14 protein-coding genes are annotated in these 14,769 nt (G+C 45.1%); 7 read left to right on the top strand and 7 right to left on the bottom strand.

Annotated features, from left to right (window positions below):
- Positions 1–76 precede the first annotated feature (76 nt).
- The 5 genes from AC5ZC7_RS21120 to nusB all read right to left on the bottom strand — a co-directional run bounded on the left by AC5ZC7_RS21120 (position 77) and on the right by nusB (position 2,924).
- Entirely contained in the window at positions 77–367 is a 291-nt protein-coding gene (locus AC5ZC7_RS21120) for an iron-sulfur cluster assembly accessory protein (protein ID WP_496156909.1), read from the bottom strand.
- Positions 368–438: 71 nt separating this feature from the next.
- The gene (coaE, locus tag AC5ZC7_RS21115; RefSeq protein WP_496156910.1) at positions 439–1,035 is read right to left on the bottom strand and encodes a dephospho-CoA kinase; all 597 of its coding nucleotides are present in this window, start codon (positions 1,033–1,035) and stop codon (positions 439–441) included.
- Between the two features lie 99 nt (positions 1,036–1,134).
- A complete protein-coding gene (gene yajC / locus AC5ZC7_RS21110) occupies positions 1,135–1,482 on the bottom strand; it encodes a preprotein translocase subunit YajC (protein WP_496156911.1) in 348 nt (115 codons plus the stop codon).
- 29 nt (positions 1,483–1,511) lie between these two features.
- Positions 1,512–1,955: a DUF1573 domain-containing protein gene (locus AC5ZC7_RS21105; protein ID WP_496156912.1), complete on the bottom strand. Its 444-nt coding sequence runs from the start codon at positions 1,953–1,955 to the stop codon at positions 1,512–1,514.
- Between the two features lie 39 nt (positions 1,956–1,994).
- Positions 1,995–2,924, bottom strand: a complete 930-nt coding sequence (nusB, locus tag AC5ZC7_RS21100; protein WP_496156913.1) for a transcription antitermination factor NusB — start codon at positions 2,922–2,924, stop codon at positions 1,995–1,997.
- 397 nt (positions 2,925–3,321) lie between these two features.
- Here nusB and AC5ZC7_RS21095 point away from each other — a divergent pair, with 397 nt between their 5' ends.
- The 7 genes from AC5ZC7_RS21095 to AC5ZC7_RS21065 all read left to right on the top strand — a co-directional run bounded on the left by AC5ZC7_RS21095 (position 3,322) and on the right by AC5ZC7_RS21065 (position 11,532).
- Positions 3,322–3,603, top strand: a complete 282-nt coding sequence (locus AC5ZC7_RS21095; protein ID WP_079473337.1) for a co-chaperone GroES — start codon at positions 3,322–3,324, stop codon at positions 3,601–3,603.
- 52 nt (positions 3,604–3,655) lie between these two features.
- The gene (gene groL, locus AC5ZC7_RS21090) at positions 3,656–5,293 is read left to right on the top strand and encodes a chaperonin GroEL (RefSeq protein WP_496156914.1); all 1,638 of its coding nucleotides are present in this window, start codon (positions 3,656–3,658) and stop codon (positions 5,291–5,293) included.
- Between the two features lie 190 nt (positions 5,294–5,483).
- A complete protein-coding gene (locus AC5ZC7_RS21085) occupies positions 5,484–5,912 on the top strand; it encodes an FKBP-type peptidyl-prolyl cis-trans isomerase (protein ID WP_496156915.1) in 429 nt (142 codons plus the stop codon).
- A 62-nt stretch (positions 5,913–5,974) separates the two neighbouring features.
- Entirely contained in the window at positions 5,975–6,460 is a 486-nt protein-coding gene (locus AC5ZC7_RS21080) for an FKBP-type peptidyl-prolyl cis-trans isomerase (RefSeq protein ID WP_496156916.1), read from the top strand.
- A gap of 114 nt (positions 6,461–6,574) precedes the next feature.
- On the top strand, positions 6,575–7,054 hold the full coding sequence (locus AC5ZC7_RS21075) for an FKBP-type peptidyl-prolyl cis-trans isomerase (RefSeq protein ID WP_496156917.1): 480 nt from the start codon (positions 6,575–6,577) through the stop codon (positions 7,052–7,054).
- Between the two features lie 101 nt (positions 7,055–7,155).
- Complete coding sequence (locus AC5ZC7_RS21070; protein WP_496156918.1) at positions 7,156–8,583, top strand: L-serine ammonia-lyase; 1,428 nt, start codon at positions 7,156–7,158, stop codon at positions 8,581–8,583.
- 138 nt (positions 8,584–8,721) lie between these two features.
- Positions 8,722–11,532 carry a BamA/TamA family outer membrane protein gene (locus tag AC5ZC7_RS21065; RefSeq protein ID WP_496156919.1) on the top strand — a complete coding sequence of 937 codons (2,811 nt, stop codon included), beginning with the start codon at positions 8,722–8,724 and terminating at the stop codon, positions 11,530–11,532.
- A 1-nt stretch (position 11,533) separates the two neighbouring features.
- Here AC5ZC7_RS21065 and AC5ZC7_RS21060 read toward each other — a convergent pair whose 3' ends face one another.
- The gene (locus AC5ZC7_RS21060) at positions 11,534–12,013 is read right to left on the bottom strand and encodes a hypothetical protein (RefSeq protein WP_496156920.1); all 480 of its coding nucleotides are present in this window, start codon (positions 12,011–12,013) and stop codon (positions 11,534–11,536) included.
- A gap of 59 nt (positions 12,014–12,072) precedes the next feature.
- The gene (locus AC5ZC7_RS21055; protein ID WP_496156921.1) at positions 12,073–14,724 is read right to left on the bottom strand and encodes a valine--tRNA ligase; all 2,652 of its coding nucleotides are present in this window, start codon (positions 14,722–14,724) and stop codon (positions 12,073–12,075) included.
- Between the last annotated feature and the right edge of the window lie 45 nt (positions 14,725–14,769).

Raw genomic sequence — 14,769 nt, 5'->3', positions numbered from 1 at the left:
CATTGAGGCGAATGACCTGCGTGAATATCCGCTTACATCATTCGCCTCAATGGCTTTTTGCTTTCCGCTTTATGCTTTATGCTCCCCGGAAAACGAATCCTTTCGCCTCCGGTTCATAATCTATTTCCATTCCCATCAGGTACATACTATGGGCTTTTTTCATGATCACAGGAATACCCGCTACCTCAAAAAGGTCATCATCTTCCATAATAACGTCAAATCCCAGCATATAAGCCACACCAGAGCAGCCACCGCCTTTAACGCCTACCCGCAGATAAGGGGCTTCTGTTGCGCCCTCCAGCAGTTTTTTCACTGCTGCCGCTGCACCAGGGGTGAGTTGTATGGGGGAAATATTCACCTTATCCATTATCATTCATATTTTTATTAAAGTTAGGCAAAACGGCAGGGGAGTATGTCAGTGCTATACCCCAGGTAACCTTAGTGTGCTGCCGCCAATGCCAATAATTCCTGGTGTAGGGCCAGTACTTGCGGAATCACCATGTGCTGCTCATCATTGTGTATCACATAATCGCTCAGCCGCATTTTAATGGTTTCATCAATTTGCTTGTAAATGCGTGCCAGCACTTCATCGCGGGTCATGTTATCCCGTTTCATGACGCGGTGTACCCGCAGTGGCTGGGGTGCAAAAACAGCGATGACTTTATCCAGGTGGTGAAAAGATTCTGTTTCAAAAAGCAGGGCTGCTTCCTTTAGTACATAGGGCGTCGTTTGCTGGCTGGCCCATTGGTCGGAATCCCGGATGGTAGCAGGGTGTACCAGGGAGTTCAGCAGGGCCAGTTTGTCTTTGTTGTTGAATACAATATCCCCGAGGTATTTCCGGTTCAGCTGACCGTTTTCATCATATGTTGCTGCACCAAAGTGTTGTTTTACCTGGCCCATCAGTTCCGGGTCACGTACCAGTATATCCTTTGCCCTGTCATCGGCGTAGTATACGGGGATGCCTAATAATTCAAATATTTTGCTAACGGTGCTTTTGCCAGAGCCAATACCTCCGGTGATTCCTATCTTTAACATAACCCCAATTTAAAAAAAAATACGAACCGGCCCATACGAAATACGGAGTTACAAGCCTGGGCCCGTAACTCCGTAGTATAAAAAAGGTAATCTGTAAGCTTATTTGGTTTCAGCTGGTTTCTGTTGTTTGGCAGAAGTATATTCCATGCTGATAGCAGAACGCTCAATCACGAAGCTGGTACCAGGACTAACTTCCATTACAACGGTATTGTCGTCGTTCATTTTCTTCACTTTACCGTGAATACCTGCGATGGTAACGATTTTGTCGCCTTCTTTCAGGTTGTCGATAAATTGTTTCTGCAGTTTCGCTTTCTTAGTTTGAGGGCGAATCATGAAAAGCCACATGACAAGGATCATACCGCCGAAAAACAGGAAGGAAATCGCGGAACTACCACCACCTTGAGCACCACCTTGAGGCGCCATTAATAAAATGTTCAGGATGTTCATCTATAATTGATTTAATAATTTAGTCGGTCCTACTTGGTAATGATATTACACTGTATTTTAGGTCCTATCACATAACCGTCATTATTGTTGATTTTCACAGAAATCTCTTTCTCTGTATAACCAGATTTGCCATGACTGTCAAAAATAACCTTCATATAGCCGGATTGTCCGGGTTTAATCGGTTCTTTAGGCCATTCCGGAACGGTGCAACCGCAACTGGAAATGGCATCTTCGATCACTAGCGGGCTGGTGCCTGTATTAGTGAATTTGAAAGAATACTCTACTTTTTCCCCGGCTGCAATTTCACCAAAATTATGCACCTTTTCCTCAAAGGTCAGTGCAGAAGATTGTGCATTATTCTTTACTTGCCCACTTTCGGTAGCGCCGGCAGCGGCAGTATTCTTTTTGGCACTATTGTTACAAGCCGCTATCAGCAGGCTTCCACAGGCGAATAAACAGAACAGCTTTTTCATGGTTTTGCTATTTTTTTAGGTAAAAATAACTTTTCCCACTTACTTTTTGGGACGGTCCTGTTTTTGAACCAATTGTTCCTTTTCCAGGTCTTTCAGGATATTATCCAATATCCCGTTAATGAACTGTCCGCTTTGTGGAGTGCTGTAAGCTTTTGCCAGGTCTATATATTCGTTGATGGTTACTTTGGTCGGAATAGTAGGGAAGTAGAGGAACTCGCAAACGCCCATTTCCATCAGTAACATATCCACCGCTGCAATACGTTCAGAATCCCAGTTTTGTAATTTGGGTTTGATCAGCTCCAGGCAGTATTCTTTTTTGTCGATTACTGTCAGCAGCAGTTCTTTTGCATAATCCAGCTTTTCTTTGCTGATCAACTGAAGGAAGTTGAAGAGATGTGGCTTGTTGAAATAATTGTTGAGCAGGATGCTCATCATTTCTTCATCATCGCCCCAGTGGAGGAAGGTATCTTCCATATGCTGTATAAACAGCTCACTTTTCCCCAGTACTTCTTTATAGATGAATTCCAGTATTTCCTTTTCCCCGGCTTTTGTACGGTTGTTGTCTGCTATATAAGCTTTGTAGGTATCCGTAGCCACCAGTTGGTTATAAAGCTTTCTGAGCAGGTCATCATCTGTCTGCAGCTTCATTTTCCATTGTTCCAGGTTTACCTGGAATCCCTTGTCACTGGTTATCTGGTAAATAAATTCGTTTCCTGCAATCTTGGTATTCACCTGCAGGTCCTCGGCAGAGGGTAAGTGTTTGGAGGCACGGGCCTGCGCATCAATTTCTGCGTATTGTGCCACCTGTACCACTGAATTAAGTAAGTAGGTAAAGATCTGACAGGTCTGGTCCAGCTTTTCATTTAAAAGTCTGGTAGCCGTACCTGGCTTAATACTGCTTTCATCCATCGTTTCCAGGGCATAAAGTGTTTGCATTACCTTTACCCGGATGTTTCTTCTACTGATCATCGTATAAAAAAGAACTGGTATAAGGGCGCAAAACTAGAGAAAAAAATTCATATTTGAGGAAATTTGGGAGATAAAGCCATGGGGGCGGATTTTGTCTTGTTCAGGATTATACTGAGTTATGCTGATTTTTTCTTTTACGACACTAACAGGCATAAATACCTGTTTTGCTGGTATTTAATTGTCTGACATCTTAGAGCGGGAAAATCAGCATAACTCAGTATAATCCTGAACAAGACAAACTTTCTGTCATTTTTTCGGGTTGCCTGTCATGATTTGTCAGTGTGAATTCCAATCAATACCTTCATAACCTGCAAATTTGACCCGAAAACCGCATTGGCACAATTCTCGTGGACGGGAAGGAACAAAATATAAACATCTTTTTTAAATAAAATCTACTATGGCTAAACAATTAAGTATTAAACCTTTAGCTGACAGGGTAATTGTGAAACCTGCAGCAGCAGAAGAGAAAACAGCTGGTGGTATCATCATCCCGGATACTGCAAAAGAAAAACCAGTTAGAGGCACCGTAGTGGCTGCTGGTCCTGGTAAAAAAGATGAGCCCATTACTGTTAAAGTAGGTGATACTGTACTGTATGGTAAATACTCCGGTCAGGAACTCCCTATCGAAGGCGAAGATTACTTAATCATGCGTGAATCTGATATCCTGGCTATCGTTTAAGATAGGCTTCCGGATATGTTTTAATTCCTAATAGAAAAATCTACAAAGTATTATGGCAAAACAAATTTTCTTCAATATAGACGCCCGCAACAAAATGAAGAAGGGTGTTGACACCCTGGCGGATGCCGTTAAAGTAACCCTGGGCCCTAAAGGTCGTAACGTAGTAATCGAAAAGAAATTCGGTGCTCCTGGCGTAACTAAAGATGGTGTTACCGTTGCGAAAGAAATTGAACTCGAAGACGCTATCGAAAATATGGGCGCACAAATGGTGAAAGAAGTAGCTTCCAAAACTGCTGATCTGGCAGGTGATGGTACTACCACTGCAACCGTTCTGGCACAGGCCATCATCGGCGAAGGTTTGAAAAACGTAGCTGCCGGTGCTAACCCAATGGATCTGAAACGCGGTGTTGACAAAGCTGTGAAAGCAGTAGTTGAAAACCTGAGAAAACAGTCCGAAAAAGTTGGTAACGACAACCAAAAAATCGAACAGGTAGCTTCCATCTCCGCTAACAACGATAGCGAAATTGGTAAACTGATTGCTGAAGCAATGCGTAAAGTAACCAAAGATGGCGTTATCACTGTAGAAGAAGCAAAAGGTACTGATACTACTGTTGAAGTAGTAGAAGGTATGCAGTTCGACCGCGGTTACCTGTCTCCTTACTTCATCACCAACAGCGAAAAAATGCAGGCTGAACTGGCTAACCCTTATATCCTGATCTACGATAAAAAGATCAGCACTATGAAGGATATCCTCCACATCCTGGAAAAAGTAGCACAACAAGGCGCACCACTGGTAATCATCTCTGAAGATCTGGAAGGTGAAGCACTGGCTACCCTGGTGGTAAACAAACTGCGTGGTACCCTGAAAGTTGCTGCTGTTAAAGCTCCTGGCTTCGGCGACAGAAGAAAAGATATGCTGCAGGATATCGCTACCCTGACTGGAGGTATCGTTATCAGCGAAGAACAAGGATACAAACTGGAAAATGCTGACCTGACTTACCTCGGTAAAGCAGAATCTATCACGATCGATAAAGATAACACGACTATCGTAGGTGGTAAAGGCGATAAAGACGCTATCCAGGGCCGTATCGGACAAATCAAAGCGCAGATCGAAGTAACTACTTCTGACTACGATCGCGAAAAATTACAGGAACGCCTGGCTAAATTAAGCGGTGGTGTAGCTGTTCTCTACGTAGGTGCTGCTACCGAAGTAGAAATGAAAGAAAAGAAAGATCGCGTAGACGATGCTTTACACGCTACCCGCGCTGCTGTTGAAGAAGGTATCGTTCCTGGTGGTGGTGTGGCTTATATCCGCGCTATCGAATCCCTGGAATCACTGAAAGGCGATAACAACGACGAACAAACCGGTATCACTATCGTTAAACGTGCTATCGAAGAACCATTACGTCAGATCACCGCTAACGCTGGTATCGAAGGTTCTATCGTAGTACAGAAAGTGAAAGAAGGTAAAGGTGACTTCGGTTTCAACGCCCGCACAGAAGTATACGAAAACTTACTGGCAGCAGGTGTAATCGATCCTACTAAAGTAAGCCGTATCGCACTGGAAAACGCAGCGTCTATCGCTTCTATGCTGTTGACTACTGAATGTGTAATCGCAGATAAACCAGAACCTAAGTCTGCAGCTCCTGCAATGGGCGGCGGCGGCCACGGTATGGGTATGGATTACTAATCTATATTATTACAATAGCCAAAAACTCCTGCAGATCTGTATCTGCAGGAGTTTTTTTATGCCGGAAATAGAATAATTGTAACTTTCGGCGCGGATATCCGTTAAACAAGCAGATCGTAAACAGAAGCGGATGAACAAAGCTGTAAAATTATTAATGGCATGCGGGATGATGATATTAACGACAGCATGCATGAAACAAAAAGACGGCCCTCTCATGATGAACCCTATAGATACCCGGATAGAAAATGTAATCCTGGGTTATCTAAATGCACATAATGAAACGGCTACTAAAGACGTGTCTGGGCTTTATTATAAAATCCTCCAGCCGGGCGACAGTATACATTATGTAAAAGCAACCTCTATTCCTACCATCATTTATACTAACCAGTTACTTAATGGAGACATCGTAGGTTCTTCCTTTGGACCTACCGACTTTGACCGTAGAGAACTTAAAAATCATATTCCCGGTTGGCAGATAGGATTGCAAAAAATTTCCCAGGGAGGTAAAATCAGGTTATATATTCCCCCCGCCCTTGCCTATGGCGCTACCGGTGTTCCCGGTATCATTCCGCCTAATGCCATTCTGATTTCTGAAGTAGAATTAGTAAATATCAGGTAAAAGTGATTACTTGCTTACCATCGTCACCTTTTAATTTATAATAAAACCGAAACCGTAATTGTATGAAGAAAGTTTTTCTGTTGGGAGGATTATTTTTATCGGTACTTGCCGCTTGTTCTAAGAAAGATGATAATAATACGCCTCCTTACGACAAAGCAGCGCAATATACCATCGACTCTGCAAAAATTGTTGCCTACGCAGCTGCTAACAATATCACAGACCTGAAACATGATTCGGCGGGGATATTTTACCAGATTATAAACAGAGGTGATACAAAAGATACTGCCAATGCAGCGGCCTACGTAAACGTTGCCTACATCGGCACCCTGCTGAATAAAACAGTGTTCGACAGCAGCTATAACGCTAACTTCGGCCTTAATGGTGTTATTGACGGGTTTAGAATAGGTGTACCTAAAATAGGCAGAGGTGGCGAAATCAATTTATTACTGCCATCTTACTTTGCGTATAAGCAATACGGACAAGGACCTATTCCTCCTAATACCGTGTTGATCTTTAACGTTAAACTGAAATCTTTCACCAACAGATAATGGGTGTTCAAATAAAACAAGAAGTGGTGCCAGCTCAAGAGGCCCTGCTTCTTGTTTTATTCGTCCACTTTCCGTTAATTTACAGTACAACGAAAAAAACCGAAATCTAATTGTATGAAGAAAGTTTTCCTGTTAGGAGGATTATTTCTATTAGTCCTTGCCGCTTGCTCCAAGAAGAATGATCCGCCCCCTTATGATTGGAAGGCGCAGTATACCATTGACTCTACAAAAATTGTTGCCTACGCTGTCGAAAACCATATTACAAACATGCAACACGACTCAGCAGGTATCTTTTATCAGATTATAAACAGAGGTGATACAAAAGACACTGCCAATACCGCTGCTACCGTAACTGCTGCCTACGTGGGTACCTTCCTGGATAAAACAGTATTTGATAGCAGCTATAATGCTACCTTCGGCCTGAATGGCGCTATTGACGGCGTTAAATACGGGGTACCTAAAATCGGCAGAGGAGGAGAAATCAATTTATTCCTGCCATCAGCTTACTGTTATGGTCAGATGGGGACTGCCCGTATCCCGGGTAATACCGTATTGATTTTTAATATTAAACTGAAATCCTTTACCAACAGATAACTGGTGTTCAAATAAATGTAAAAGCGGTGCCGGCTCAGCCAGTACCGCTTTTTGTTTTATTCGCCGGCTTTCCGTTAATTTTACAGATAAACGAAAAAATAGTGGCACACGAATGTATTTCAGTATTTGATATTTTCAAGATAGGCGTTGGCCCTTCCAGTTCCCATACATTAGGCCCCTGGAGAGCAGCACTGCGCTTTCTCGCAACATTGGAAGCAGAAGGTAAATTAGCAGCTATCAGTAAAGTACAGGTTTTATTATATGGTTCCCTGGCTAAAACCGGCCATGGTCACGGTACAGATATCGCTGTACAGCTGGGCCTTTGCGGAGATGACCCCGTGACTTTTGATGTAAACCAGATCAATCCTAAAATGGATGATATCCGTCGCAACCGTAAAATGTTGCTGGCAGGTAAATATGAGATAGACTTTGATCCTGTGGAGGATATCGACTTCCTTTTCGAAGAATCTTTACCTTTTCACCCCAACGCACTCACTTTCCTGGTTACTTTCGCAGACGGCGAACAAATTGCCTCTACCTGGTATTCCATTGGTGGTGGATTTGTGGTGCAGGAAGGAGAAGATGGCAGCGGCGCACAACAGGTAGACCTGCCTTTCCCGATTGATACCGCCCGCCAACTCCTGCAGTGGTGCATCAAAACCGGTTATAGCATCTCTGAACTGGTAATGGAAAATGAAGCGGCCTGGCGTCCGGAAGAAGCCACCCGTCAGGGATTACTCAATATCTGGCGCGTCATGCAGGAATGCACCTTCCGTGGTTGCCACACCAGCGGTGAACTACCCGGTGGATTAAGAGTAGGCCGCCGCGCGGTAGCACTCAACAAGAAGTTACTGAAAGGCCGTACTTATACCGATTATGCTTCCTGGATAGCTGCCATCAAGGCAGGAGGAGAGCATTTTAGCTATACGCTCGACTGGGTAAGTTGCTTTGCGCTGGCCGTAAATGAAGAAAATGCTTCTTTTGGCCGCGTGGTAACTGCCCCTACCAATGGCGCAGCAGGCGTGATTCCGGCAGTATTGCAATATTTCATCGCTTTCTGCGATGGCTTCCACGAAGAAAAAATCCAGCAATTCCTGCTCACAGCATCTGAAATAGGCAGCATCTTTAAGAAACGTTCTACGATTTCTGCAGCGATGGGCGGTTGTCAGGCGGAAATCGGCGTGTCTTCCGCAATGGCGGCAGCAGCACTGACCGAATGCCTGGGAGGCTCCCAACGCCAGGTGTTGATGGCAGCAGAAATAGCCATGGAACACCACCTGGGCCTTACCTGCGATCCTATTGGCGGATTAGTACAAATCCCCTGCATTGAAAGAAATACCATGGGCGCCATTAAAGCCATCACGGCTTCCCAACTGGCGCTGCAAAGCAACCCTGAACTGGCAAAGGTTTCCCTGGATGCAGTGGTAAAAACCATGTGGGAAACTGCACAGGATATGAATTCAAAATACAAGGAAACATCCGATGGCGGCCTGGCTGTAAATATTCCTATCAGCCTGCCAGAATGTTAATAGACAGAATTATAAATTACGGATTATGAATGACGGATATTGTCGATTAAATACTGTTATATAAGGAAAGAAGCATATTTTCGTTTATACAGTATTATCAATCGCTCATATCCGTCATTTTTAATTCGTAATTGTTTTATGCGCTTTGTCCTGGCCATTACTTTACTGATCTTTTCCTTTTCTTTATCAGCACAGCAATTCGGAGGTAACCCGCCGTCGCTGAAATGGCAACAGATAAATACGGATACCGTGAGAGTCATTTTTCCCAAAGGAATGACCAGACCCGGCGAACGCGTAGCCAACATTACGCATTACCTGAATCGCTATACCCGCACTTCTATTGGTCCATTGGAAAAAAAAATAAGTATTGTGTTGCAGAACCAAACCATGCAATCCAATGGATACGTACAACTGGGACCTTTTCGCTCTGAATTTTACCTGACCCCTTCCCCCAATTCACTGGATCTGGGCTCACTCAACTGGATAGAACAACTGTCGGTACATGAATACAGGCACGTATTACAAAACATGAATTTCCGGCAGGGATTATCTAAAGTATTTTCTATTCTCGGTGGCCAGCTCGGACAAGCTGCCATCACCAATATAGCCGTACCTAACTGGTTTTGGGAGGGAGACGCCGTAGTAATGGAAACCGCTTTAACCCCACAGGGCAGAGGCAGACTCCCGGGTTTCTTCGATGGCTTCCGCGGACTCTCCCTGGCAGGTAAACAATACACCTATATGAAAATCCGTAATGGTTCTTATGTAGACTATGTGCCCGATCATTATCCCCTGGGATACCTGATGGCCACCTATGGACGCAACCACTACGGAGAAGCCTTCTGGAAAGGCGTTACCACAGATGCGGTACGCTTCCGCGGACTTTTCTACCCGATGTCACATAGCCTGAAAAAGAAAACAGGCAAGAACATCACCGGTTTTTATCATGCTATGCTGGCAGAATATCAGCCACTATGGAATAGCTATGCAGCCCGCCCGGATACTACACCGGCAGCGGCCGTGCTGCCCCTGGACCGGCCTGTTACTGACTATAAATATATTTACAATGCCGGCAATAAGGAATGGATTATACTCAAAGACGCCTGGAACAAAGTGCCTGGCATATACCGCCTGAACGCCGCCGGCGAAGAAAAACTGCTGGTACGGCCCGGCATCGTATACGACGACTTCTTCAGCTATCGTAATGGTCGTATTGTATGGGCCGCAGCCCGGTTTGATGCCCGTTGGAGTTGGAAAGACTTTTCCGTTATCCGCATATGGGATAACGCTACCGGCCGTACGAAAACAATTTCTGCCAAAGGCAAATTCTTCTCTCCTGATATCAGTGCAAATGGTCAGCAGGTAATTGCTGTAGCTACCACGCCTGCAATGGCTTATCACCTGCAACTGATGAATGCCCAAACCGGCGCAATAGAAAAGGAATTGCCGAATCCCAACAACTGGTACTATACCTATCCTCGTTTTACCACCGATGATCAGGCGGTAATCAGCGCTGTACGTAATCAAAAAGGAGAAATGGCCCTGGTACAACAATCGCTCGCCACCGGGGAAACCACTACACTCACACCTTTCAGCTACACAGTGATCGGTATACCCGTTGTAAGTGGCGATACTGTTTATTTTACCAGCGGTCACAAAGATGTAAATAACGTATACGCGATCACGTTAGCCAATAAAAAAACATTCGAAGTGACAGACAGAGGTAACAGTGCTATGCACATGGCACTGGATCCGCAAAAAGACAGCTTGATTTTCAGTGAATTTACCGTAAAAGGGTATAAACTCTATCATGCCGCATTGCGCGCGTCTTCCTGGAAAGAAGTGCCTGTCAGTGAAGATGGCCACAGCGCCTGGTTACGGCCCGATTTTAAAGAGGGGGGGAATATCCTGGATATTGTGCCACAAGATTCTCTGCCAGTAAAGAAATATCCGCAACTATCACACCCCTTCAATTTCCATAGCTGGGTACCTTCTTTCAATGATCCGGAATTTGGTATTTCCGTGGTAGGTGAAAATATATTGAGTACTACATCTACCAGTATCGGCTATACGTACAATCGCAATGAAGAGTACTCCGACTTTTCTGCCGGGTTTACTTTTGGTGGCTGGTTCCCTGTATTGAATGTAGGCGCGGATTATGCCATTAACCGCAATGGCCTCAACCAGGCCAGGCAACGGGTATACTGGAATGAAGCCACAGCGCATATTGGCGCCTCTGTTCCGCTCAATCTTTCGGCGGGGATGTATAGCCGCAGCCTGGTGCTAGGTAGTAATTATAACATCCGCCACCGGTACCTGGACAGCAAGTACAAAGGCAATGATATCCAGTTCCTCAGCAACACGTTTATATTTAGCAATCAACGTCTCAAGGGCACACAAAATATATTTACCCATTTCGGACAATACCTGGCTGTTCAGTACAACACTTCTGTCAACGGGTTATTTGCAGAACAACTGTATATGCGCTTCGACCAATACCTGCCGGGTTTATGGCAAAATCATAACCTGGTATTACAGGCGGCCTATCAGCAACGCGACAAGTCCTTCAATTATACTTTCTCTGATAACTTCGTATATGCGAGAGGGTATAATACGCCTTTCTATACCCGCATATACAAGCTGGGTGCTAATTACCATCTGCCATTGGCTTACCCCGACTGGGGCTTTGCACAATTGCTTTACTTCAGCCGGATCAGGGCTAACCTGTTCTATGATTACAGTATGACTAATTTTGTGCAGACAAACCAGGAGATCAACACCCGCTATGCCTCTACTGGTGCGGAGTTATTCCTGGATACGCGCATAGGAAATGCCATACCGTTTACTTTCGGCGTGCGGTTTAGCCACTTGTTAGACACAGATCCGGTAGACAACGCGCAAAATCGCGTGGACTTTATTATCCCTATTCAACAGTTATTTAACAACTAGATTATTTTACATTGATTTTAAGAGAAGGTGCTCTGTAGAGCTTATCTGGTGCATACTTGATGATAATTTCATCGAAGTACAGTATATCACCGGTTTGCAGTGTTTCCTTCAGGCCTTTGCTCCATAAAGGGGAGAGAGAGCCTGTTTTGAAGTTGTCGCCTGTAAAGTCTTTATAGATGCCAGGTTGGCCGGTAGTATCGTTTAGGTAAGGTTCATGCTTTTCATAAGTGAAAGCAAAGGACAATACAGGGTATTTGATATTCTTTTCGTCGCGTACCACCAGTGCGGAGTCCAGCAGTTTGATCACTTCTGTTTTGGGTAAGGTGTCACTCAGGTAGATGCCCCAGGTACTACGCAGTTTTAGCGGACGTTTATTGGTAACCGCTGCGGGCGCAGTGGCTGCCGGCTTTTTATGCGTCTGCGCCCATACTGGTGAAGTAGCGCTGGCTAAAAGAAAACTAAGTAACAGGTGTTTATGCATGATAGTACGGGGATATAAAAAAATCGCCCGGTATAGTAACGACCGGGCGATCATAAAAATTATAAGGACTTTAAACTTTCCGCTATCACCGAAATTTTAGCTTCGGCATCTGCTTTTTTCTTGCGTTCAGCTTCTACCGCTTCAGGTTTTGCTTTTTGTATAAATCCTTCGTTGGAGAGCTTCTTCTCAACAGATACCAGGAATCCTTTCAGGTATTCCAGGTCTTTCAGCAGGGTAGCTTTCTGCGTGGCAGTATCCAGTTCGGTTTCTGTACCGAGATAGAATTTATCTTTTGCAATAACGACTGTAATACAACCAGCTACCGGTTCCTGTACATAGTGGATGGCAGATGCATTCACCTGTTTAGCGAGCATGCTTTCAATTTGTTTGAAAGTGTTGTCGTGTTTGGTTTCTATGTGCAGTACGATAGGCTCTTTGGGCTTAATCTGGTTTTTATTACGTGCATCGCGGATGCTGGTGATCACTTCTTTAGCCAGGGCACCTTCCAGCAGTGTGGCATGTACTGGCGCACCAGGTGTAGCGAATTGCTTGATCATCAGGGAATCATCAGCGGAACGTTCCGTCAGTTGCTGATAGATTTCTTCTGTGATAAACGGCATGTATGGATGTAACAACTGCATCAGTTGTTCAAAGAAGTATACGGTTTTACGATATACAGATGCAGGAATTGGTTGCTCAAAACCAGGTTTCGCCCATTCGAGGAACCAGCTACAGAAATCATCCCATACAAGACTGTAAATTGCTTTCAAACCCTCACTGAGACGGAAATCTTTGTGCAGCGCAGCAACTTCAGCCTGTACTTCATTCAGCCTGCTCTCAAACCATTTCACCGCGAAGTGATGGGGAGCCGCTTCAGCTGCGCTGTCATCTTCCTGGCGTTGTTCCCACATTTTCACCAGCTTCAGGGCATTCCATATTTTATTACAGAAGTTACGTCCCTGTTCGCAGCTGGCATCATCGTAGAGTAAGTCGTTACCGGCAGGTGACGAGATCATGATACCAAAACGCACGGCATCAGCGCCAAAGGCGTGAATGAGTTCCAGCAGGTCAGGTGAGTTACCCAGCTGCTTACTCATTTTACGTCCTTGCTTGTCGCGTACCATCCCGGTGAAGTATACATCGTTGAATGGCTTCACGGCTTTGAATTCCAGGCCGGCCATGATCATACGGGCTACCCAGAAGAAAATGATATCCTGTCCTGTTACCAGTACGGAAGTAGGGTAGTAGTAGTTGATATCTTCATTGTCTGGCTGGGAGATGCCATTGAACACCTCCATTGGCCATAACCAGGAGCTAAACCAGGTGTCGAGGCAATCCTCATCCTGTTTCAGTTCGGCGGCGGTAATGGTGATGTTACGGGCAGCAAATTGCTGTACCGCTTCAGCGGCGGTGGCAGCTACTTCAAAGGTACCGTCTGGTGCATACCAGGCAGGTATTTGTTGTCCCCACCAGAGTTGGCGGGAGATACACCAGTCTTTTACATTCTCCATCCAGTATTTGTAGGTAGCGAGGAAACGGTCGCCGGGATGTATTTTTACATCACCGTTTACTACCGCATCCAGTGCGGGTTTGGCCATTTCCGCCATTTTTACAAACCATTGGGTAGAGATGCGTGGTTCTACTATAGTGTCTGGGTTACGTTGGCTGTAACCGAGGCGGGTAGTATATTCCTGTTCTTTTATCAGTAAGCCTTCTTCTGCGAGAGCGGCTACTACTTTTTTGCGTGCTACGAAGCGGTCTTCTCCAACAAATACAACAGCGGCGGCACTCAGCGTACCGTCATCGTTCAGGGTGTCTACTATTTCCAGGTTATGTTTTAAACCGAGGTTATAGTCGTTGATATCGTGTGCCGGCGTTACTTTCAGCGCACCGGTACCAAATTCTTTATCTACGTAGGTATCAAAAATAATGGGTACACGACGGTTTACCAGTGGCACCGTTGCGAAATGGCCTTTCAGGTGTGCATACCGTTCGTCATCGGGGTTTACGCAGATGGCGGTATCACCCATGATTGTTTCAGGACGCTGGGTAGCGATGGTAATAAATTCGCCGGTAGGTGCGCCTGCGGCATCTGTGATGGCGTATTTAACGTGATACAGCTTGCCCTGCAGATCTTTGTATTCTACTTCCTCGTCACTCAAAGCTGTTTTAGCTTTGGGATCCCAGTTAATCATGCGGGCGCCGCGATAGATCACACCTTTTTTATACAGGTCAACGAAAACGGTGATAACCGCTTTGTAGTAATGATCATCCATAGTAAAGGTAACCCGGTCCCAGTCGCAGCTGCAGCCGAGTTTTTTTATCTGGTGGTAGATGATATCACCGTATTTATCTTTCCACTCAAAAGCATATTTCAGGAACTCTTCGCGGGTAAGCTGGGATTTTTCAATCCCTTTTTCCTGCTTGAGCATATTTACCACTTTCGCCTCAGTAGCTATGGAAGCGTGGTCGGAACCGGGTACCCAGCAGGCGTTGAACCCACTCATACGGGCACGGCGCACCAGGATGTCCTGTACGGTTTCATTGAGGGTATGGCCAAGGTGTAAGACCCCGGTGACATTAGGCGGGGGGATGACGACAGTAAAAGGTTGACGGCCATCCGGCTTAGAGCGGAAATAGCCTTTGTCCATCCATTGTTGGTACCATTTTTCCTCTACCATTCCAGGCAGGTAATTTTTCGAAAGTTCCATGCTATTCATAATATAAGGTTGCAAAAATAACGGAGATTAGGGAGA

The organism is Chitinophaga sp. 9-1-y, assembly GCF_059511905.2.
Note: the sequence above shows the minus strand (reverse complement) of the source record. Positions and strands in the feature narration are given on the sequence as shown.

What these genes read in the sequence shown, in the direction of transcription:
- AC5ZC7_RS21120 (WP_496156909.1), bottom strand. Translation starts at nt 367, where the DNA reads ATGGATAAGGTGAATATTTCCCCCATACAACTCACCCCTGGTGCAGCG.
- coaE (WP_496156910.1), bottom strand. Translation starts at nt 1,035, where the DNA reads ATGTTAAAGATAGGAATCACCGGAGGTATTGGCTCTGGCAAAAGCACC.
- yajC (WP_496156911.1), bottom strand. Translation starts at nt 1,482, where the DNA reads ATGAACATCCTGAACATTTTATTAATGGCGCCTCAAGGTGGTGCTCAA.
- AC5ZC7_RS21105 (WP_496156912.1), bottom strand. Translation starts at nt 1,955, where the DNA reads ATGAAAAAGCTGTTCTGTTTATTCGCCTGTGGAAGCCTGCTGATAGCG.
- nusB (WP_496156913.1), bottom strand. Translation starts at nt 2,924, where the DNA reads ATGATCAGTAGAAGAAACATCCGGGTAAAGGTAATGCAAACACTTTAT.
- AC5ZC7_RS21095 (WP_079473337.1), top strand. Translation starts at nt 3,322, where the DNA reads ATGGCTAAACAATTAAGTATTAAACCTTTAGCTGACAGGGTAATTGTG.
- groL (WP_496156914.1), top strand. Translation starts at nt 3,656, where the DNA reads ATGGCAAAACAAATTTTCTTCAATATAGACGCCCGCAACAAAATGAAG.
- AC5ZC7_RS21085 (WP_496156915.1), top strand. Translation starts at nt 5,484, where the DNA reads ATGAAACAAAAAGACGGCCCTCTCATGATGAACCCTATAGATACCCGG.
- AC5ZC7_RS21080 (WP_496156916.1), top strand. Translation starts at nt 5,975, where the DNA reads ATGAAGAAAGTTTTTCTGTTGGGAGGATTATTTTTATCGGTACTTGCC.
- AC5ZC7_RS21075 (WP_496156917.1), top strand. Translation starts at nt 6,575, where the DNA reads ATGAAGAAAGTTTTCCTGTTAGGAGGATTATTTCTATTAGTCCTTGCC.
- AC5ZC7_RS21065 (WP_496156919.1), top strand. Translation starts at nt 8,722, where the DNA reads ATGCGCTTTGTCCTGGCCATTACTTTACTGATCTTTTCCTTTTCTTTA.
- AC5ZC7_RS21060 (WP_496156920.1), bottom strand. Translation starts at nt 12,013, where the DNA reads ATGCATAAACACCTGTTACTTAGTTTTCTTTTAGCCAGCGCTACTTCA.
- AC5ZC7_RS21055 (WP_496156921.1), bottom strand. Translation starts at nt 14,724, where the DNA reads ATGGAACTTTCGAAAAATTACCTGCCTGGAATGGTAGAGGAAAAATGG.